18 protein-coding genes are annotated in these 21,712 nt (G+C 33.8%); 1 reads left to right on the top strand and 17 read right to left on the bottom strand.

Annotated features, from left to right (window positions below):
* Positions 1-154: 154 nt before the first annotated feature.
* Genes C1I91_RS02240 through C1I91_RS02230 form a run of 3 tightly spaced genes read right to left on the bottom strand, consistent with a single transcriptional unit; the run spans position 155 to position 3,181 of the window.
* Positions 155-895 carry a MurR/RpiR family transcriptional regulator gene (locus C1I91_RS02240; protein WP_128211031.1) on the bottom strand — a complete coding sequence of 247 codons (741 nt, stop codon included), beginning with the start codon at positions 893-895 and terminating at the stop codon, positions 155-157.
* A 59-nt stretch (positions 896-954) separates the two neighbouring features.
* On the bottom strand, positions 955-1,971 hold the full coding sequence (locus C1I91_RS02235) for a homoserine dehydrogenase (RefSeq protein WP_128211030.1): 1,017 nt from the start codon (positions 1,969-1,971) through the stop codon (positions 955-957).
* A 25-nt stretch (positions 1,972-1,996) separates the two neighbouring features.
* Positions 1,997-3,181: an MFS transporter gene (locus C1I91_RS02230; protein WP_128211029.1), complete on the bottom strand. Its 1,185-nt coding sequence runs from the start codon at positions 3,179-3,181 to the stop codon at positions 1,997-1,999.
* 466 nt (positions 3,182-3,647) lie between these two features.
* Here C1I91_RS02230 and C1I91_RS02225 point away from each other — a divergent pair, with 466 nt between their 5' ends.
* Positions 3,648-4,226, top strand: a complete 579-nt coding sequence (locus C1I91_RS02225; protein WP_128211028.1) for an HDIG domain-containing metalloprotein — start codon at positions 3,648-3,650, stop codon at positions 4,224-4,226.
* A 232-nt stretch (positions 4,227-4,458) separates the two neighbouring features.
* Here the strand turns inward: C1I91_RS02225 and C1I91_RS02220 are convergent, their stop codons facing one another.
* The 14 genes from C1I91_RS02220 to C1I91_RS02155 form a co-directional block, all read right to left on the bottom strand.
* Complete coding sequence (locus tag C1I91_RS02220) at positions 4,459-5,568, bottom strand: FtsW/RodA/SpoVE family cell cycle protein (RefSeq protein WP_205694272.1); 1,110 nt, start codon at positions 5,566-5,568, stop codon at positions 4,459-4,461.
* Between the two features lie 337 nt (positions 5,569-5,905).
* Positions 5,906-6,442 (bottom strand): DUF1648 domain-containing protein, encoded by a 537-nt coding sequence (locus C1I91_RS02215; protein WP_164880419.1) that lies wholly within the window; start codon positions 6,440-6,442, stop codon positions 5,906-5,908.
* A gap of 498 nt (positions 6,443-6,940) precedes the next feature.
* Entirely contained in the window at positions 6,941-9,136 is a 2,196-nt protein-coding gene (locus C1I91_RS02210; protein WP_128211026.1) for a DNA topoisomerase III, read from the bottom strand.
* Positions 9,137-9,723: 587 nt separating this feature from the next.
* Complete coding sequence (locus tag C1I91_RS02205) at positions 9,724-9,972, bottom strand: hypothetical protein (RefSeq protein ID WP_128211025.1); 249 nt, start codon at positions 9,970-9,972, stop codon at positions 9,724-9,726.
* A 639-nt stretch (positions 9,973-10,611) separates the two neighbouring features.
* A complete protein-coding gene (locus C1I91_RS02200; RefSeq protein ID WP_128211024.1) occupies positions 10,612-11,517 on the bottom strand; it encodes an HD domain-containing phosphohydrolase in 906 nt (301 codons plus the stop codon).
* Between the two features lie 74 nt (positions 11,518-11,591).
* Positions 11,592-12,053 (bottom strand): hypothetical protein, encoded by a 462-nt coding sequence (locus C1I91_RS02195; protein ID WP_128211023.1) that lies wholly within the window; start codon positions 12,051-12,053, stop codon positions 11,592-11,594.
* A gap of 330 nt (positions 12,054-12,383) precedes the next feature.
* On the bottom strand, positions 12,384-13,760 hold the full coding sequence (locus C1I91_RS02190) for an amino acid permease (protein WP_128211022.1): 1,377 nt from the start codon (positions 13,758-13,760) through the stop codon (positions 12,384-12,386).
* Positions 13,761-14,191: 431 nt separating this feature from the next.
* Entirely contained in the window at positions 14,192-15,991 is a 1,800-nt protein-coding gene (locus tag C1I91_RS02185) for a GTP-binding protein (RefSeq protein ID WP_128211021.1), read from the bottom strand.
* Positions 15,992-16,007: 16 nt separating this feature from the next.
* Complete coding sequence (cysD, locus tag C1I91_RS02180; RefSeq protein ID WP_128211020.1) at positions 16,008-16,889, bottom strand: sulfate adenylyltransferase subunit CysD; 882 nt, start codon at positions 16,887-16,889, stop codon at positions 16,008-16,010.
* Between the two features lie 199 nt (positions 16,890-17,088).
* Positions 17,089-17,403: a 4Fe-4S dicluster domain-containing protein gene (locus tag C1I91_RS02175; protein ID WP_128211019.1), complete on the bottom strand. Its 315-nt coding sequence runs from the start codon at positions 17,401-17,403 to the stop codon at positions 17,089-17,091.
* Positions 17,384-19,075: an adenylyl-sulfate reductase subunit alpha gene (locus tag C1I91_RS02170; RefSeq protein ID WP_128211018.1), complete on the bottom strand. Its 1,692-nt coding sequence runs from the start codon at positions 19,073-19,075 to the stop codon at positions 17,384-17,386. Before C1I91_RS02170 ends, C1I91_RS02175 begins: the two co-directional genes overlap by 20 nt.
* 26 nt (positions 19,076-19,101) lie before the next feature.
* Positions 19,102-19,899 (bottom strand): ABC transporter permease, encoded by a 798-nt coding sequence (locus C1I91_RS02165; RefSeq protein ID WP_164880418.1) that lies wholly within the window; start codon positions 19,897-19,899, stop codon positions 19,102-19,104.
* The gene (locus C1I91_RS02160; protein WP_128211017.1) at positions 19,811-20,650 is read right to left on the bottom strand and encodes an ABC transporter ATP-binding protein; all 840 of its coding nucleotides are present in this window, start codon (positions 20,648-20,650) and stop codon (positions 19,811-19,813) included. Before C1I91_RS02160 ends, C1I91_RS02165 begins: the two co-directional genes overlap by 89 nt.
* 16 nt (positions 20,651-20,666) lie before the next feature.
* Positions 20,667-21,692: an aliphatic sulfonate ABC transporter substrate-binding protein gene (locus C1I91_RS02155; RefSeq protein WP_128211016.1), complete on the bottom strand. Its 1,026-nt coding sequence runs from the start codon at positions 21,690-21,692 to the stop codon at positions 20,667-20,669.
* Positions 21,693-21,712 lie beyond the last annotated feature (20 nt).

The raw sequence follows: 21,712 nt of genomic DNA, 5'->3' as shown, positions 1-21,712 counted from the left end.
TTGTTTATTCAACTAAGATTATTAGCAATAATAGTCAAATATTACAACCATATAAAAATTATACAATTATAGAACACTTATGTAAAGGTTTAACCGCATATAGTTAAATATAACTCTTATTGTAAAATGGTACTTTTAAAAAACAACCTGTTACTTAAACTATCATCCTATTTACTTCCCTGGCCAATGCTTCAACAATGTATAAGGCAGGTACCTGAGAAGTAGTATCTCTATATTCTAGATCGTTATCCAAATAGCTTTCGGTAGTTATATAATAAGATATGCTTACATCAGAAAGCTTAGATAACGTAGAACTCTTTTTATTAGTTATGCTTACTATCTTACTACCTTTTGATTTCAGTAAGCTTATAAGTCTTAAAGCAGCATCTGTTTCCCCAGACACAGAAAGCGCTATAGTAACACTATTATTGACCAAGTCACCTATAAGCGGGAAATAAGGATCATCAATATGTACAGCAAACTTGCCTAAACTTGACATGTAACGTGCACCGTAGCCAGCTATAAATCCTGAATTACCTATACCTATAAATAAAACATTATTGTAGTTTACAATCAGCTCGGCTGCTTTTATTATATTTTCATCTAAGTCTCCTTTTAAGGACCTCTCCATAAACTCTTCTATAGCATCTATGTTATCATCAACAGATTTGGTATTGCTCTCTTTCGCATGCATTTTCAACTTAACCTTAAAGTCGGAAAAGCCATCACAACCTAAGTTTCTACAAAACCTTATTATTGTAGTGGTAGAAACATGAGTCTCTTGAGCTAGCTCCCTTATTCTCATATAAATAACTTTGTTAATATTCTCTATGACATATTTATATAACTCCAACTCTAATTCACTTAAATTAGCTAAATTCTCAGCACTAAACATTACATTCACCCCTTATTCAATAATATACCTTTATTCCATAGTTTATTAGTGTCAAAATCTTATTTATATAAATTTATTATATCCTTTAATACCGCTGCTCCCGCACCCATAGGATCTGATGCCCCTCCTGCACAAAAGATTTGTCCCATCTCAAAGGTATTATAAGCTATGCACTTATTAGTTCCATTAACTGAAGAAAACATATCTGTTTTTGACACTGGTATAGGAGCAACCTCCATTGAAACTTCCTTTCCGTCAAACTCAGCCGTAGCTATTAGCTTTATGGTTTGTCCATTAGCTTTTACTAAATGAATATCCTCATCACTTAATCTATCGATACCCTTTATATGGACTTTGCTGATATCATACTGCTTATTAAATATCTTGTTTGCTATCAAAAGAAGCTTGCAGGCGCTATCAAAGCCGCTTATGTCTAGCTTTGGATTTTTTTCTGCTATCCCTCTTTCTTGAGCATTTTTAAGAGCCTCTTCAAAATTTATGTCATTAGTAAACATCTCAGTTAATATAAAGTTAGTGGTCCCATTAAGTATACCTCTTATGGACTTAATCCTAGCTCCACTTAAACTATTCTCGCCTATGTCTAAGGTAGGCAGGGCAGCAGCAGTAGCCCCACTATAATTTATCTTTAATCCTAGATTTGCTGCCTTTGTAGAAATTAGTTTATAATTTGTTACTAAGGCTCCTTTAGATGCAAACACTACATTCATACCACTATCTAAGGCCTTTAGTGCATAGGTAAGGCCAGGCTCTCCGCTTTCTAAATCAGTGGGAGTAGACTCCACAAGAACATCTCCCTCAAATACTATATTAGTATTTAAAGTTAACTTCTTTTGCTTTGCATACTCTTCTATAGCAGAGGAACCTTTTCCAAATTTCAACAGGGCTTCTAAGTCAATACCTTTTTCCTCGTAAAGCTGTCCATGCCTACCCACTATTGATTTTAATTTTAAATCTAAGTTATACTTTTCAGTTATGTAGTTTTTATTATCTAGCAATATCTTACACAACTCAAAGGCTACGCCTCCATAGCCGCATATCATTATAAACTTCTCCAAAAAAATCCCCCCAATAGATTAATCTTCAATCCACTTTTCCATCTAAGATACTCTTAAGCTTAGATAGAAAATAGCCTGATATTAAAGGTGTTGCTCCTATAATAATTATGTATATATTTAAAATGTTATATCTTTTAAAAGTTGAAAGTAAAATTACTAGAACTACAGTACTTATGATTCTGCCTAAGTTAAGAACTATATCCTTATTAATCATATACTCTACTCTTAGATCTCCATCATGAGATTTGTCTATTACATTAAAGGTAGTAGAAGACAATTGGATCATAAAAAACGGTATGAAGAATGAATCTATCATTGTATATATTAAAAGTATGGTATAGCTTATTCTTAAAGAAAGCATAATTGCACCTACAAGAGCTGATGAGGCACCAATTAATATTGCTAGTCTTCTTCGTTTTGGCTTGATTATTTTTTGTACTAATATATAAGCTAAAGACGATATGAATGCTCCAATTAATGATAACTTACCAAGAGACAACTCGCTTCCTGTACTTTGAAATATTAAAAGGTTTACTATAAATACTATAATAACATCTCTGAAGCCCCAACACATAGTAGCTTTTCTAATTTTTGACCAATCCTCATTATTTTTAGAAAAGGCAACCTTTAGATTGAGCTTATTGCCACAATTCTTACACTTTAAGGTCAGGCTTATAAGCATTAATACAACAAACAATGCAAGTGTTATACCAAAGACTATGCTATAACCCTTTATACCTTCAAACCTAGTAATTATATATGCTGAGGTAAAAGGTGCTACAATACTTGCAAAACCACTACAGCTCCCATTAAAACCATTAAAAGTGTCTCTGTTAGTTGGTGAAGTAAAATCAAAGCTTAAGGTATTGAACGCCAGCCAATAAAAACCGCAAGCAATTCCATATACCATTCCTAAAAAATATATAGCCCAAACTCCATTTTTTCCTATAAGCAATATTAATACATAAAATATTGAATACAATAATAAACCTATTCTTAAAGCCCATATTCCATTTTTCTTTTTGGCTATAAAGCCAGCTATTATGAAGGAAATAGGTGTAAAAATATAATGCATTAAATTGTATATAGCTATAATTGTAAAGTCTCCAGTTTCTCTCCAGAAGAATATGTTTGCAAATATACCTGACAAGCCCATACCTAACGTAAAAATAGTACTTACTGCTAATAATATTTTTGCCTCTTTACACATATTTTTCTCCTCTATTTATAAATTGCAAAAGGTTTAAACAGTTTGAAATACATTTTTATTATCTTCATTATTTTTTATCACATTCATAAAAAAATCGATAAAGTGATTTTCCTTAACAATTTTCTTTGGCAATTTTTTAAGCGTTTGTCCTTTCCAGTGTATACGAGATAAATCTGGTCAGTGTAATAAATTTTCTTTCTTTATTCTTTCTCCAATATTTATATTTAAGCCTACTACAATTATCAATATTCAATTTTATGCAGAATATAATTGCCTAAATAATAAAATATATTGTAAAACTTGACAAATTCATATCATATTACTATTATTTTATATAAGTTTAGCTTTCAAAAGTATGTTTAAGACTGTTGTTTAACTTGAGTTATTATAGAGAAACTTCTATATAGACTTGATTTGAAAGGTATGTCTTAACGGTCCTAAAAATTATAGAAAGGGTGATATACAAATGTCAGAAAAAACACCAAACAGAGAAGAGGCACTATCTCTTCTAAAAGAATTTAACAAAAGCGAAAGTCTTATAAACCATGCTTTATCCGTAGAGGCTGTAATGCAGCACTTTGCAAAGATTTACAATGAAGACTCTGAAAAGTGGGGTATCGTCGGTTTACTTCATGATATAGACTATGAGATGTATCCAGAAGAGCACTGTTCTAAAGCTAGAGAGATTCTTGAAGAAAGAAACTGGCCAGAGGCATATATTAGAGCTATCCAAAGCCATGGTTATGGACTAGTAAATGATGTGGAACCTATAGAGACCATGGAAAAGGTACTTTATACAACTGATGAACTAACAGGTCTTATAACTGCAACCTGTCTTCTAAGACCAAGCAAAAGCGTTTTAGACTTGGAAGTAAAGTCAGTAAAAAAGAAATGGAAGCAAAAAGGCTTTGCTGCAGGAGTAAATAGAGAAGTGATAACAAAGGGTTCGGAAAAGCTTGGTATTGATCTAGATAAAGTAATAGAAGAAACGATAAAAGGCATGCAAAAAGCTGCAGATGAAATCGGCTTAAGAGGAACAGTTTAAAATATTCAAATTAAACTTATATCAGCAAAAAAATAATTAGTGGAAATCTATATTACAGAAGCATTTCACATAAAACGCCTGTATAATTATCCAACTTCAACTATTAATTTATATATGCCCGATAATCCTCATAAGCCGGGATTATCGAACATGTATAAACTAAATTTTCATAAAGGATACCTATAATATAGACTTCCCTTATGTTATTTTTAAATTAAGTTATTTATTCGATCTAGAAAACAATCTTTTTTCTTCTCATACCTATATTCAATACAAGAGCTATAGCCACTACTGTAGTCAAAAGTGAACTACCTCCATAGCTTAGCAGTGGAAAGGTTATTCCAGTTATAGGCATGATACCTATTGCCATTCCTCCATTTTGAAGTATAGCAAAGGTAAAATACGTGGCTAACCCTGAGGCAACTATCATTCCAAACCCATCCTTAGCAATCTTTGCTATAGCAATCATTCTATATATTAGGAAACCATAAAGGCTTAGCAAAATAATAGCTCCAAAAGTTCCAAAGTTCTCTGTGGTTACTGCAAATATGAAATCTGTTTGTGGCTCCGGTACATTGCTTGCTACATAACCTCCATTATCTCTTTTTTCTCCGGTTAATATCTTACCAAAAAAGCCTCCAGAACCAACTCCAGTCATAGATTGAAGCAATTGATATCCATCACCTAAGGCATAAGACTCTGGATCTAAAAAGGCTATAATTCTTCCTTTTTGATAAGGTTTAATAAAGTGTCCTGAGTTCCATACTCCAACTACAGCTATTATCACCGCTAATATTCCAGCTGCTAATACTTTTAAGTTAAGCTTAGCGGAAAAAGCAACACCTACTACTATGAAGAAAAGTACCATAGTCATGCCCATATCTGGCTGCTTAATTATGAGTCCCATTGGAATAGCACAGTATATCCCCAGTATAATAAGGTTTTTTATATTATTAACCTTAAACTCCATCTCCTCTATCTTCACTCCCAGCATCATTATGAGAGCTATCTTTGCCATTTCTGCCGGTTGTATATAGAAGCCCACGTAAATCCATCCCGTTGCCCCATTTATTGTCTTTCCAAAAAACAAGGTATATAAAAGCACCATCATACATAACCAGTAGAATATCTTAACATACATCTTTATATTAACGTAGTCAATCAGCAAAACTACATAAGAGATAACCAAAGATAAAATAAGCCATCTTATCTGTTGAGGGGCTTTATTACTGCAAGTGTATATATTATAAGAACCAAATAAAACTATTAATATAACAGTTATTATGATGCCAAAATCTAAATGCTTCAGCATTTTTCTATCTATAAATAAGCTTTTTATCACCAACTAAACCCTCCTAGTAAAATACTCAATTTATATTATATAACTTCTAAGGAAATAATAGTAACAAAATTGTCAATATATTAATATTTTTACCTATAAACTTATAAATAATTTGCCAATAGGTCTTATTTTTTTACTATATATATACTAACTAGCTGTTCTAAACCGATGAAGCAACTAGATTTAGCTAGGAAAAAAACTACCCTTTCCCACGAAAAAGGCAAACCTTTTCATTATATTTTTGTAAACGCATAAGACTTTATCTTGGTTTTATCAACAGTAAAAAGAGCAGTCCATCCTCTTATGTTTAAGAATATAGTCTGCTCTTTAAAGGGTATCAGCCTTTATTAGGCTCATTTTTTTTCAAGGATTTTCTTATAAAGTATATTAGTGTTGCAAATATGGTTATGATAAAAATTGGTAAAGCCGATTGACCAAAATAACTTTTACGGTTTAAGGCATCCATCAAGGAATTATATTGAAATACCGTAAAGAACATGAGCATTTCTGACTTTATAGCTGTCATTAATGTTCTGGCATTGCTATATTGATACTTAGCATTTTCCTCATTTATATCAACTATATAATTGAATATGTGAGGGAACTTACTTAAGGTTGTAAAAAGAACATATAAAACTACTGAGATTATAGGTAGAACCAAAAGTTCTCCTCTTCCTCCCCATCTATCTGGTCTGCCATCTATACCTATATGCGTTACTATACGCTGAGGTATCCTGCTCCAATAAGCTGTAAGCATAGCTATTTGAATAATAATTGAAGCAATAGCTAATATCTCTAAAACCCTCTCCAAGTTAGAATGAGGAATTTTTAGTATAGGTCTTTTATTACTGCCATTTCCAAAGGACTCTTTCATTTTTTTCATCTCCCAATAACAGATCTACTTTAAATATACATGTTAAGTTTTTCAAATAGGTTATATATAGATATCCAACTCCAACTATTAATTTATATATGCCCGATAATCCCCAGAAGCCGGTATTATCGAACATACATAAATTAAGTTTTCGTAAAGGATACCTATAGGGAACCTATTTGAAAACTTAATTTATACTTGTTATAAAATCCCGGCTTCTGGGAATTTTGTGGCATGTATAAATTAATAGTTGAAGTTGGTTCCCTATAATTAAAAACTTTCTATATCGAAACTTTATTTATACCTGCTGGAAAATAAAGTTTTTGACAAACTTTCATTAGTTTAATAATAGTAAATTAGTTCTTAACTTTCAAACTCTGTATATCTGTAAATTATTAGCTATTGGTTTATATTAGTCCATCAATCGAAAGATATATTGGATTAATTTGTTATTTAATGAAGCTAAGTCCTTTTTACTTTTCTGAATTACCGTCAATTCTATTTATTTTTATCAAACATTGACATAAGACCAGCAAAGGCATCATTTATAGGCGCATCGCTTTCTTTTTTCATCTTTTTCATGATATTAGCAACTTCTTTTTTATTTACCTTGTCAGACTTCTTATCAAATCTCTTATTAAAAGAACTTGCTTTTTCTCTAAAGTTGCAGTTATTGTTTGGACATACGTATATCTGCCCTTCTCCCTGTCCTCTAAGTTCAAGTCTCTTATGACATTCTGGGCATCTTACATTTGTGAATCTGCTTAGGTTTTCTCTATGGCCACATTCTCTATCCTGACAAACTAGCATCTTGCCGTTCTTACCGCTGACCTCAAGCATATATTTACCGCATTCAGGACACTTCTTACCTGTGATATTGTCATGTCTGAACTTATCACTACTTCCTTTAACATCTTCAACTAGCTCCTTAGCATAGTTTCTCATATCTTCTGTGAAAACTCTTGGATCCTTCTTGCCTTTGCTTATTAGGTCTAGTTCAAGCTCCCATTTAGCAGTCATCAAAGGTGATTTTAGTTCTTCTGGAACTAGCTCTATAAGTTGTTTTCCTTTGGAAGTTGGTATTATTTCCTTACCATTCTTCTCTATATAGAACATGTTAAACAGCTTTTCTATTATATCCGCTCTAGTAGCAACAGTTCCTATTCCTCCTGTTTCTCCTAAGGTCTTAGCTGATTGCTTATCTACCGAAACGTATTTATGAGGTTTTTCCATAGCTGAAAGTAATGTACCTTCGTTAAACCTTGCTGGTGGTTTAGTTTGTTGCTTCTTACTATCAACAGAAAGTATAGGCAGCTTATCACCTTTTTTCACAACAGGAAGCTCTTGGCTGTCCTTTTCGTCTTCATCTTCAGAAAGGTCCTCTGACTTGTCATATACTTTCTTCCAGCCCTTAGACTTTACAACATTTCCTTTAGCTACAAAGGTTTCTCCATTTATATCTGCTGATATTGTGGTTTGTATATATTCATAAGGTGGTAGCATTACAGAAAGAAATCTCTTAACTACTAAGTCATAAATATGTCTTTCTTCATTGCTTAATAAAGCTAAGTTTACCTTTTCCTCAGTAGGAATAATGGCATGGTGATCACTAACCTTACTATTATCTACAAAGCCCTTATGAGCATTTATTTTACCATTTAATATTTCAGTAGCTACAGCCCTATAACTTCCTATAGAAATGGCCTTAAGCCTATCCGGAAGCGTTGCTACTATATCAGTTGATATATATCTAGAATCTGTTCTTGGATAAGTAAGGAACTTATAATTTTCATATAATCTCTGCATTATTGATAAAGTCTGCTTTGCAGAATATCCAAATATCCTATTAGCATCTCTTTGAAGCTCCGTAAGATCATATAAAGCTGGAGCATACTGCTTCTTATGACTTTCAATAACATCAACTACATTTGCTTCTTTTCCTTTAGTAGCTGTTATTATCTTATTCACCTTATCTTCTTCAAAGATACTGCTGTTATTATTCTTATCTCTCCAGCTTAGAGTAAAACCTTTAGTCTTTGCAGTTATAGTATAGTAATCCTTAGGTTTAAAGTTCTTTATCTCTTCCTCACGATTTACTATCATTGCTAAAGTAGCTGACTGTACACGTCCTGCTGTAAGCTGAGCATTATGTTTGCAAGTAAGAGCTCTTGTTATGTTAAGACCAACTACCCAGTCAGCCTCTGCTCTACAAGCTGCTGCCTTATAAAGATTATCATATTGAGAACCTGGTTTTAGATTTCTAAAGCCTTCCAATATAGCCTTATCTGTCTGAGAAGATATCCATAATCTTTTTATAGGTTTGTTTACTCTAGCTTTTTCTAGAATCCATCTAGCAACAAGCTCACCTTCTCTACCAGCATCAGTAGCTATAACAATCTCAGAAACATCTTTTCTTATTAACTGTTCCTTTACTGCATTAAACTGTTTTCCACTTTGCTTTATTACTACAAGCTTTAAGTTGCTTGGAAGCATAGGCAGATCTTCAATCTTCCAGCTCTTATACTTATCATCATAGGCTTCTGGATCAGCAAGGGTAACTAAATGTCCCAAGGCCCAAGTTACTATATATTTATCCCCTTCAATAAATCCATTACCTTTTTTTCCGCATTTCAAAACTCTAGCAATTTCTCTAGCCACTGATGGTTTTTCCGCTAGTACGCATATTTTAGCCATTTTATTCTAAATCCCCTCTCACGCGATCATTTTTCCAATTAAGACTCTGTTTAATAATACTGTTGAAATTAAGTGGTCATGAAGGAGATGCTCTATGAGCGAGCAACTAGAATTAAATGATTTTTTCAGATGGAATGGCGTTAAGAAACTGTACTGTTCGAACGTAGTGAGTTTACAGTTTTAGCCATGGAATATGACAAAATCATATTAATTCTTTGCGCAAGCTCATTTAAGCATCGGATGACTGACCAATTAATTTCAACACAGTACATTAACAAAGAATAAATTAAGTGCTGCCAATTTCTTTAAAATTTATTATAAACTAAATTTAATATATCTTCAGTCTATTAGTATTATATATTATTGAAATTGAAAGTCCATAGTAAATGCCATATTATGAGAAATACAGCAATAATGAAAGAGGTGACCCCCGAACTAAATCTTTAGCTCGAGGGCCACCCTTATGTTTCAACTCCATCTATAATAAAGTTATTATATAAAATTACAGAAGCAAGTATGCCAATTATGGATATAGGCCAAATAAAGTAATTTAATTTTTTATTAAGACTTGTAAATTAACTATTAAACTATAGGTATTTTCCCAATCTAAAAATATAGACAATCAATAAAGCAATAATATATATTATAAATGCTATACCTGCATGTGGTATGATACTTCCAACAAGAGCTAATATAAAAATTCCTGTTGCCATAAGAGCTATAACTTTTCCTGCAAACTTTGCTAAGCCCGGTACATCCTTCACTTTTGATTTCTCTATACCAGCTAGTAGCTCAACCTTCTCATACTTATAAATAACATATGATAATATAAACATTAAAATCGCAATACTTGATATTACTATAGGCCTCTCATTTTGTTACTCCTTATAAATATATATGTTTATTGATGTAATAGACATAAGTTTTCCTCACTGACTTTTTGATAACCATTATACCACTTACATTACATTATATCCCACAAGACTTCAATATAAGTTTGCCATATATTTAAATTATTATATACAAATATGTACATCATTTTATCTTATTATCCTGTTGTATTTTAACTGCATTAAACTGCTTACCACTTTGTTGCATTACTACAAGCTTTAAGTGATTTAGAAGCTTAGGTAGATGTTAGCTTACAGCTTTTATGTTTGTCATCATAGGCTTATAAATAAATGTCCCTACTCCTAAGTTGCTATTTATTTATCACCTTTAATAAATCCATTACCATTTTTTCCTCATTTCAAAACTCTAACAATCTCTCTAGCCACTGATGGTTTTTCCGCTAGCTAATACGCATATCTTCGATCTATTAGAACTATATATTATTGAAATTAAAGTTACATAGTAAATGCCATATTATGAGAAATACAACAATAATGAAAAAGGTGACCTCCAAACTAAATTCCTAGTTCAGTGGTCACCCTTATCTTTTTTAAATATAGTATATACTAAATCTTTATATCTTTTTAAATTAATCCTTCTTCTTTAAGTACCTCTTCTAATTTTTCTACAATCAACTCGTCGTAGTGTTTCCCAGTTAAGCTTTTGAGTTCTTCTATGGCATCCTTTGGACTCATCCCTTTTTTATAAGGTCTATCAGAAGTCATAGCATCGTAGGAATCTGCAACCCCTACTATTTTAGCTTCAATACAAATCTCGTCACCTTTTAAGCCAAGAGGATATCCGCTACCATCTAGTCTCTCATGGTGTTGTCCAATAGCTTTAGCAGCTTCTTGTATGAAAGTCCCCTTTACTATATCTTCTCCATCCTTAGGATGCTTTTTTATGTATTCGAACTCTTCTTTAGTAAGCCTACCTGGTTTTTTGAGGACTTCGTCTGGAACGTTTATTTTTCCTAAGTCATGAAAAGCTGCCGCAAAGGTTAACACTGTTATTCTATTATTAGATAAATGTAATTTTTCTCCCATTTTAGCCGAGTATTCTTTAACTCTCTCACCATGATCATGAGTATACATATCTTTTTCTTCAACTAGTCTTCTCATTTCAGAAAGCTTTTTCATTTTATTACTCATAAGATGAAATACAGGTTGATTACTAACATATAATAAGGAAACATCTGTCTCAGTTTTAAAAAATGTCTTATCTTTTAAATCCTTAGAAACTATATAATCACCTTGTGATAGTCGTATTGTTTCGTTATTAAAATCTAATGCTATCTTCCCCTCTAATATATAAAAAAGTTCCATTAAGTCAGAATTATCTCCAGGATAAATAAAGAATAATGTATCCTTATCTATTCTTTGAATCATAACTTCAGTTTGTCCACTATTAGCAAGTAGAGAAAGCTCATTTTTTTTGCTTAAAACTTTTTCTATATAACTTCCTTTATAATTAAAAAACACCCCAGACATAATTCCTCCCCACTTTAGCAACAAATAATATTATGTAGATAGATAACACATAGCAAGAAAGTTATACTCCTATACTAAGCAACTACCTGTATCGGATCTATCGCAATAATCTTTCCACCAATATTCTGATCAAAATATTGCTTTTCCACTTGGATTCCAGCAGCTTGTGCTTCTTTTACCATAGCGTTAGCTAAATCTTCAGTTTCATTATATAAATCTAAGCAAAGCTTGTCTATATCCTTGCTAGCTTCATCCTTTAATTCTGCAATTTCTTTATCTATTTCAGCTATTTTATCTTCTTGGCCTGCATAAGCAGCCTTTTGATTTTGTAAGTCTATAATTTGTTTATCGAGTTTAGCATTGATTTCTGAACCCTTAACCTTAGCATTATCTATTAAAACTTGAATTTGTTGATTAGTTTGTTGGATTTTAGTAAGAACATCGTCCTTACTGTCATTTGTTGCTGCAAAAGCATGATGACTTGCTCCAAAAGAAAATAATAAAAATGTGAATACAAAAGCAATTAATTTTTTCATTTTTCTCCCCCTATAATATGACATTATTTTCTATGAATTTAGTATATACCCATTAATTTTACTGCATTTTGAGGCAATTAGCAATTTCTTCTATTTAATATCATAACTATAAGTGTATTAAAATAATGTAAAAATATAAGGATATTTTATCCTTTTTATGTATAAGAACAAAACTATTTGCCAAAATAGTAACATTTATTACAATGCAAGGTATATAAAAAATGCACCAAATCATTGATTTATATAGCTTTGAAGCTACTTCAACTAACAGTAACTTCTAAAGCTTATAATTAATCTCTGAATTGGCACACTTAAAATATAAATATTTTGTTAACTTTTATTCAATTTACTATTTTTATATCCATATAGGAAGTATATGATCAATCCTAATACAAGCCATACAACGAACCTAACCCAGGTTGTACCAGGTAAGAAAGCCATAAGATATATACAGAATAGCACTGTCAATATTGGTGTGAAAGGCACTCCTGGACATCTAAACTTTCTTTCAAGGTCTGGCATAGTTTTTCTTAGAACAATTACTCCTATAGATACTATAACAAAAGCAAATAGAGTTCCTATGTTGCAAAGCTCCATTATAACTCCTAAAGGTAAGAAGCCTGCCATAATTGCTGTTATTACTCCTGTTATTACGGTACATATTCCTGGAGTTCCAAATCTCTTATTTACCTTAGCAAACCTCTTTGGAAATAATCCATCTCTAGACATAACCATGAATATTCTTACCTGTCCATACAAAGTAACTAGTAAAGTTGAGATCATTCCAATAACAGCTCCCACACCAACCAAAGCAGATCCCCAAGTTATTCCTATCCTTGATAGTGCTCCTGGTAGTGCATTATTTATATCTATAGTGTTGAACGGTACTATTCCCGTTAATATTAAAGAAACCGCTATGTATAGAATTATTACTGCTATTAAGCACATAGCAAGTCCCATAGGTACATCTCTCTTTGGATTCTTTGTCTCTTCTGAAGCAGTAGAAACTGCGTCAAATCCAATGAAGGCAAAGAAGATTATTGAAGCTCCTGTCATTATTCCCGTTGTACCATAAGGCGCAAAAGGATGATAATTAGCTACATTTATATGAGTCATTCCTAATACTATGAATACAAGTATTACGAATATCTTAATACCTACTATTATATTGTTGATCTTAGCACTTTCAGATACCCCTATGAATAATATCCATGTTACTATAAGAGTTATAACAACTGCTGGAAGGTCAACTATACCACCGTTTATTGGTGCTGTGGTCAAAGCCGAAGGTATTGCTAGCCCATAATCTTTTAATATACCAACTAAAGTTCCAGACCATCCTGAGGCAACCGCTGCTGCAGATACAAGATATTCTAAAATCAAATCCCATCCTATTATCCAAGCAATTATTTCTCCAAAAGCTACATAAGAATAGGAATAGGTACTTCCTGAAACAGGAAACATTGATGATAATTCAGAATAAGTAAGAGCACACAAAGCACTAACGATTGCTGCAATTATATAGGATATAGTAACTGCAGGTCCTGCATGATTAGCGCCTTGTCCCGTAGCTACAAATATTCCAGTACCAACTACTGAACCAATACCTAAAGCTGCAAGATCAAATGCTGTAAGTTTTCTTTTAAGTCCACTATGATCTGCCGCTTCATTAAAATCACTGACTGTCTTCTTCCTAAATATGTTCAAGAATCATTCCTCCACTTAAAATTAATTCATAATTAATTAAAAATATTAATTTAACGCTTAAATACTTCATCTTTTTAGTACCTTAAAGTACCTCATAAATTATAAGTACTATACAATAATTATACAAATGAATATCATGTATATTTTGCTCATTTTTAGACTAAATTACGTACTTCTATGTATTTAATATCATTTTACTAACCTATAATAAGAGATTCTACAATAATCTCTATTTTTCATCTATTATAAAAAATTTATTTTTGTGTATATTATTTACTGTAAACCCTTTATTATTAAGAAATTCACCTAGATAATACATAATAAAAAAGAGAATGACTGTTAATCACTCTCTTTTAACTAAAATTCATAATTTCATGCATAAACTATCAACAATATTGCATATAAAACGCGCAAAACTTATTTCTGTTTTTCTAAAAAGGCTTAAATATTATACCCCTATCTTGTAAAAGTGTTTTTACTTTACTCACTGCAGCCTCTAGGGAATCATAGTTTGGTATGTGAAGATCGTATTCTATATCGGTAGTAACTTCTTCTCCTACCCAAACCTTTATTATCCTATCAGAATCAACTGCTGTCTCAATTATCTCAACATCACCTTTGCTTAACTCTACTGCAGTAACAATAGGTATAGCTCCTGAGTCAACTAGAATGTTTGATACCTCTGATAGTCTTCTTAGGTGCTCTTCTCTGCTATCGTTGTCAGTATGCTTAATATCTGCATCTACACCATATAGCACATTGCTTATGCCTAAGAAGTATACAATTCTACCATCATTGAAGAGTTTTCTTTCAAGCTCCTTAGCTATGGACTTCTTTCCCACATCCTTTTGACCTGTTATACATATTAGAGCCTGCTTTTGGCCATACTTTTCTGCTCTTTCTTCTCTTGAGATGTTGCTATTTTCCCACTTGTTGTTTCTAAGGATAACCTTATCTCTTAACCATGCACTATCATCCTCAAGATCCTTTAAGATTATACCTCCTCCAGCTATTTCATAGTTGTCTACAATTACAAATCTGCTGGTTTGAGCTATATCCTGAGCCAGATCATAAGCTATAGGCTTTTGAGCTATTAATATACATTCCGCCACATCATGTCTATCAATGGATTCCTTCACTGCATTTTGAAGATTTGATGCATCTATAACCTTAGTGATTTCTTCTATTCTTACAGGTACCTTTGCTGTTCCAACCTTAAGTAAGTATTCTTTTCCCTTAACCATAGATTGTCTTCCTAGCCAGAATAAATTTACCTTTATCCTATTTCCTACCTTAGGCTTAGGCTGTCCTGCAATAGTAACAACCTCTCCCCTTTTAACATAGATCTGCTCATCAAAGGTAAAACCAATAGCAGAACCTGCTCCAGCACTTTCAGGGATTTCAGCATTAAATAGTTCAATAGAATTTATCTTATTCCTCTTACCTGAAGGGTAGAATACAACCTCATCTCCAACCTTAATGCGTCCAGTTTCAATGGTTCCAGCAACTATTCTTCTGTTATCTCCATCACCTGTAAACTTATAAACAGCTTGAACTGGCATTCTAAAGGGCTTGTCATCTGGAAGCTTTTCCTTGTCAAATCCATCTAGCACTTCTAAAACGGAGCTACCACTGTACCAAGGAGTTTTTTCAGAAGAAGCAACTATGTTTTCGCCGAAAAATCCACTTACAGGTATATATTGATTTGGCTCTACATCTATCTTATTTAAGAATTCAGTATACTCTTTAACTATTTTATTGAACACTTCTTCACTGTAATCCACAAGATCCATCTTATTGATAAGCACCACTACATTTTTTATTCCTAGCATAGATAAAAGGTATCCATGTCTTCTAGAGTTCTCTTGAATCCCTTCGTTAGCGTCTATTACTAGAAGGGCAACCTCTGCTCTAGAAGCACCAGTAACCATATTTTTTAGGAATTCTATGTGTCCTGGAGCATCTATTATGATGTAGTCTCTCCTATCTGTTTTGAAAAAGCATCTTGCTGCATCTATGGTTATACCTTGTTCCTGCTCATCCTTAAGAGCATCTAGCAAAAAGGCATATTCAAAAGGCTTTGAATTTCTTCTGCATCTTTCTTTTACTTGCTCAAGCTTTCCTTCAGGAAGTGAATTTGTATCTGCTAAAAGTCTTCCTATTATCGTACTCTTTCCATGATCTACGTGCCCCACGATTACTATATTCATATCTTCTCTGACAAAACTCATCTTATAGCCCCCATCCTTACATATAGCCATTTTTTCTTAGTTCTTCTAAACCGCCGCCATCTTCTTTATCCTGTGCTCTTCCTGATCTCTCAGCTATGTTTGCAAACTTACCAGTTTTAAGCTCTTCTATTATTTCATCAACATTTTTAGCTGTAGACTCTACAGGAGTAGTACATGGGTAGCAGCCTAAGGATCTATATCTTTTTCCTTCCCCTTGATCAAAATACAGTGAAACCATCTCTATATTTTCTCTCTTTATATACTCCCATATATCAAGCTCAGTCCAATCTAACAGTGGATGTATCCTTACATGAGTTCCCGGTGCAAAATCAGTCTTATATTGGTTCCAAAACTCTGGTGGCTGCTCAGCTACATCCCAGTCATTATTCTTATCTCTTGGAGAAAAGTATCTTTCCTTTGATCTGCTTCCTTCTTCATCTGCTCTTACCCCAACGATAATGCCTGTAAAAGGTTCTGTATTTTTATCTATTTCATACCTGCCAAGGTCATGATTTAATCTATATCTTGGCCAGCTTCCATTAAGAGTGTTTGTTAAGGCTTCAGTCTTTAGTCGCTTGCAACACTCTAGTCTAGTAACCTTACCATCTGGAAAAGTTTCATTATTGTCTAGAGCTTCTCTGTTTTCCCCATAAATCATATCAAGCTTCCATTCTAAAGCCACTCTGTCTCTATACTGTATCATTTCAGGTATCTTATAGTGAGTATCTACATGTATAAGAGGAATAGGCACATGTCCAAAAAAGGCTTTTCTAGCTAGCCAAAGAAGTACTGTACTGTCCTTTCCTATGGACCATAACATTCCTAGATTCTTAAATTCACTATAGGCTTCTCTTAAAATGTGAATACTTTTATTTTCTAACTTGTCTAAATGATTCAATGAAATAACCCCCTAATTAATAATGCTTTTATAATCTATAAATGCCTTATATTATTTACCTTAGCTTTGTAAACTGTACTAAAATGTTAAGGCTAAAAAATACTTATAATCTTTTTATAGGTATCCAGCTAAAACTACTAAAGATTATAGTAGCCACCTCTAGTTTATTAAAAGACGTATTAAAGTCCATAATAAACTGCTAGTACTTATTTGATTCCTTGGTATTTATCTTTACAGTGTGAGTTTTGTTATCTGTAGATTTTATCTCCCATTGCCAGTACTGTCCTTCTCTTTTCACCTTCATAGCACCTCCTGCACCACCAATATCATTTCCCAGGAAATAAGTGATAGCAGAACTTCCACACTCTTTAAGACAAGCGGTGCAGCCCCAACAAGAATCTTCATACTTTATATAGGCCTTATTATCCTCATTTTTATAAAGTAAGCTTCCAGGACAAACCTTTATGCATTTGCCACAGCTTATACACTTATCTTTATCTATTCGTATGCTCATAGGTCTCATCCCTTCTAACTAAATCTCTATATACAATATCAACTTTTCCATCCTTATATATTGAGTTCACATACCTCATCCAGTTATTGTCATCTCTGTTTGGATAATCCTCATTTTCTTGATAACATCTCCATCTAGTTTCTTTTCTTGCTCTAAGATGACTGATTAAAACCTTTGATACATAAAGCCTGTCTATCACTTCAAAGATAAACATAAGTTCATGGAGATCCTCTGCCCTAAGCTTCTTTGCCAATATAAATAACTCTTCAAGCTTCTTTTCAGCGGTTTCCAAACCTTTTTCATTGTATATGTAAGACTTGGATATACCGCCAGCATACTCGTCCATAACCTCTTGTAGTAGCTCTTCTACTTGCTTTATAGAGTGACCAGAGTCTTCATTAGCTAAGAAACTACTGATAAATAGTGCTTTTTCTTGTAAAGCTTCATCACTTAGCTTATGAATTTTTCTGCTTCCATCCTCTTCAATGATTGCTTCTGCAGCAATTTCCCCTTCTGCAAAGCAACCTGTAACATACTTTTTAGGACTTCCTCCAGCTACATCACCAACGGCATAAAGCCCCTTAAGAGTAGTTCTTCTTTTGTTATCAATCCAATAACCTCCGGCAGTATGTCCACCTACTATATAAGGCTCTGTGCCTTCGATTTCAACATTTTCTTTAGAAGGTCCAGTATTTCTCTCTAACCATCTTAAGGTCTGAGCAGGCGCCATATTTAAGTAAGCCTTGAATAAATCCTTATCCAATTCTTCTGAAATGCCCTCTGTCTTTAAATAGCACGGCCCATTTCCAAGCTTGTTTTCCATAACTGTCGCATATAGTCTGATGTGAGTATTGGGTTTACCATACTTTGATACATAGCTTTCACCAAGAGCATTTATCTGCTCCGCCTTTACCCCTTGAGCTATGGTACCTGTAGGTGCTATGGTGTCCTTGCATCTTAGTGCTATGAACCTCATTTCAAAAGAAGTCATCTCAGCCCCATTTCTTATGCCCATGGCATAGCCTGCACCGGTATTAAACGGGCTATACCACATCTTGTGCTTTGAAAAGCCTGGGTTGTTAGGCTTATAAATTCCAGAAGCACCTCCTGTAGCACATATCACAAAGCTTGCGTATATGACATAAATAATCTTTTCATCTAGAGAAAAGCCTATGGCCCCTACTACCCCACCATCTTTTACTAGATAATCAACTATATTAACTCTATTCAGAACCTTTATATTTTTTCTCGTATTTACTTCATCAGCTAGAAGTGGCTTTATATTTTCCCCATTTATCTTTACACTTCGTTTTCCTCTTTGAATATAGTTTCCTTCTTCATCCTTAAGGATTGGAAGCCCCATATTCTCTATCTTTTTAGTTACACTATTTAGTCTTTTTGCTATATCATAAACCAAGTCTTCCCTGATGACATTTTCCGAATCTCTCTTTACATATTCTACAAAAGACTCTGCTGTCTCACCTTTTCCTATATATGCATTAAGAGCATTGACTCCAGCTGCAAGACAGCCGCTTCTCTTAATGTTTGCCTTGTCCGCTATTATTACCTTTAAATCAGACTTGTCATCTATGGTCAATGCACTAAAACAACCAGCAGTGCCTCCGCCAATAACTAAAACATCAGTTTCCAAAACTTCCTTTCTAAACTCCAATTTTCAGCCTCCCTTATTGCTTACACTTATATTTCCGTTTTAAGTCCCCACTTTTGTCTTATATTAGTTTCTATTCTTCCAAACACTACTTTGTCCAGTAGTAAACCTAAGGCTATTATTACCACCATCACTGCAACTACCTGACTTATATCTCCAACATCTCTTCCTACCATAAGTACATATCCAAGTCCTTTGGAGGAAGATATCATTTCTCCAGCCATCAAAGCCCTCCAAGCAAAAGACCACCCTTGCTTCATACCTGCTACAATTCCTGGAAGGGCTGCTGGAATGATAACATTTATATAAAGCTTAAGTCCCTTAGCTCCCATGGTTTTTGCAGCCTTTATATATAATGGATATACATTACTTATGGCTCCCTCAGTAGCTATGGAAATGGAGAATATAGATCCCATGGCAATAACAAATATAATAGACTGCTCACTTATTCCATACCAAAGTATGGCAAAGGGCACCCAGCAGATACTAGGTAAGGTTTGTAGTCCTAAGATTAAAGCCTTTATGTTGTCCCCTATATACTTAAAGCGAACTATAAAAAGTCCAAGAGAAAGACCTATAACTACAGATAATAGATAACCTAGTAAAAGTCTTCCCATGCTTGCTAGTATTGCTACGAACAAGGTATTATCCTTAACTAAGTTATACAAGCTTTTAGCAACTTGAAATGGTGATGGGAAAGTATATGACTTCCATATAGAAAAAACATCTACCCCTAGCTTATATACCAGTTCCCATATGGCTACTAGAGCTATATAAAACACTATCTTTTTCAAAACTCCAATCACTGTCATATTCTGCTTTTGCAATCCTCTCTACCTCCTCTCTAAGCTCCTCCATAACCTGAGCTGCAATATATGTTAGGTTAACATCTTCAGCTTTTCTTGGTCTTGCCAAATCTATCTTAAACTCTTTTTTAACCCTTCCTGGATTTGCAGACATAACAATAACTCTATTGCCTAAAAGCACAGCTTCCTCAACGCTATGAGTTATGAATACTATGGTCTTCTTAGTCTCAAGCCAAACCTTTTGAAGCTCTGTCTGAAGAATGTTCTTGGTCTGACTGTCTAAAGCAGCAAAGGGTTCGTCCATTAGTAATACTTCTGAATCCAAAGTAAGAGCTCTAACAAGAGCCACCCTTTGTCTCATTCCACCTGAAAGTTCATGAACAAAGGAATTCTGAAACTTAGTAAGATGAACCATCTTAAGATAGTGAAGAGCCCTCTCTCTTCTCTCCTTCTTAGGAACACCTGCTATCTTCATACCAAACTCCACATTGTCTATAACCTTTAACCAAGGAAATAAAGCAGACTCCTGAAACATAACTGCTCTGTCCACCCCAACGCCCTTTATTTCATTTCCATTTAAGGTTATTCTTCCTTCCGTAGGACTCTCGAGTCCTGCAATTATATTTAGCAAGGTAGATTTGCCGCAGCCTGATGGCCCCAATATGCACACAAATTCACCTTTTTTAAAGTCAAGATTGATATTGTCTAAAGTATAGGTCTCTTTACGCTTAGTTATAAACTTCTTCTTTACTCCTTCAATAACAAGACTCAACGTCTCTGCCCCCTTTTTATTTTGTTTTGCCCTTCCCAGCTTCATTAACAGCTTTATCTAGCATGTCAAGGCTGTATAAATCATCTAGCTCTGGCTCCTCCCTTATGAAGCCAATGCTTCTTGAAAGCTCTGCCATTTCTACTATGGAATCCTTTATAGGATAGTTAGTTACTTCAAGTCTCTTAAAGGCCTTATCTAGCACCTCTCCTTTTAAAGGCTTTTTAGTAAGCTTTTTTATCTCATCATTAATTGCCTTTTTTGCTTCCTTAGGATTAGAATTGATATAATCAGTAAGACTTACATGAGCTTTCAAAAACCTTTCAACTACCTCTGGATGTTTTGCCATAAACTCTTTTCTAACTACCACTACTGCCACAGAATAATTGCCATCTCTCCAGACATCTTTATAGTCAAGAACCACCTTAGCTCCAGCTTCTTGCTCCAGCCTAGCTCCCCAAGGTTCTGGTACCAATGCTGCATCTATTTTATGCTGAGACAAAAGAGTTTTAATTAGAGAGTTTTCCGCTTGCACTATATCAACGGTTCCTCCACTAGTCTTATCCTTAAGTCCGTTTTCCTTTAAAAGTGCTCTCAGTGATAAATCCTGAGTATTTCCAAATTGGGGAATTGCGACCTTCTTTCCTGATAGGTCTTTCACGGTTTTTATGGAAGAATCTTTTGACGTGAGTAAAACTGCTCCTGCACTAGAAGCTCCTGCTATTATTTGAATGGCACCTTTAGAATTTATATAACCATTTAAGGCAGGACCTGGACCTATATAACCTATATCTATGCTTCCTGCCAGTAGAGCTTGAAGCTCGTCAGGTCCAGCATTAAACTGCTTAAAGCTCAGGTTATATTCACTTCCTATATCCCTCTTAAACTGTCCATTGTTCATTCCTAATAAAGCTTGAGCATGAGTTATATTAGAAAAAAAGCCAATTGTGACTTTAGATGTGTCTTTGCTTTTTGGTGAACATCCCACAAGCCCCAATACCATTACAGATGTCACTATAGACGCAAGAATCCTTTTTATATTCATTTTTAGCCCCCCAAAATGCT

Source organism: Clostridium manihotivorum (genome assembly GCF_004015185.1).
GTDB classification, from domain to species: Bacteria; Bacillota; Clostridia; order Clostridiales; family Clostridiaceae; genus Clostridium_AR; species Clostridium_AR manihotivorum.
The sequence above is the reverse complement of the archived record's forward strand: the minus strand, read 5'-3'. Positions and strand labels throughout refer to the sequence as shown.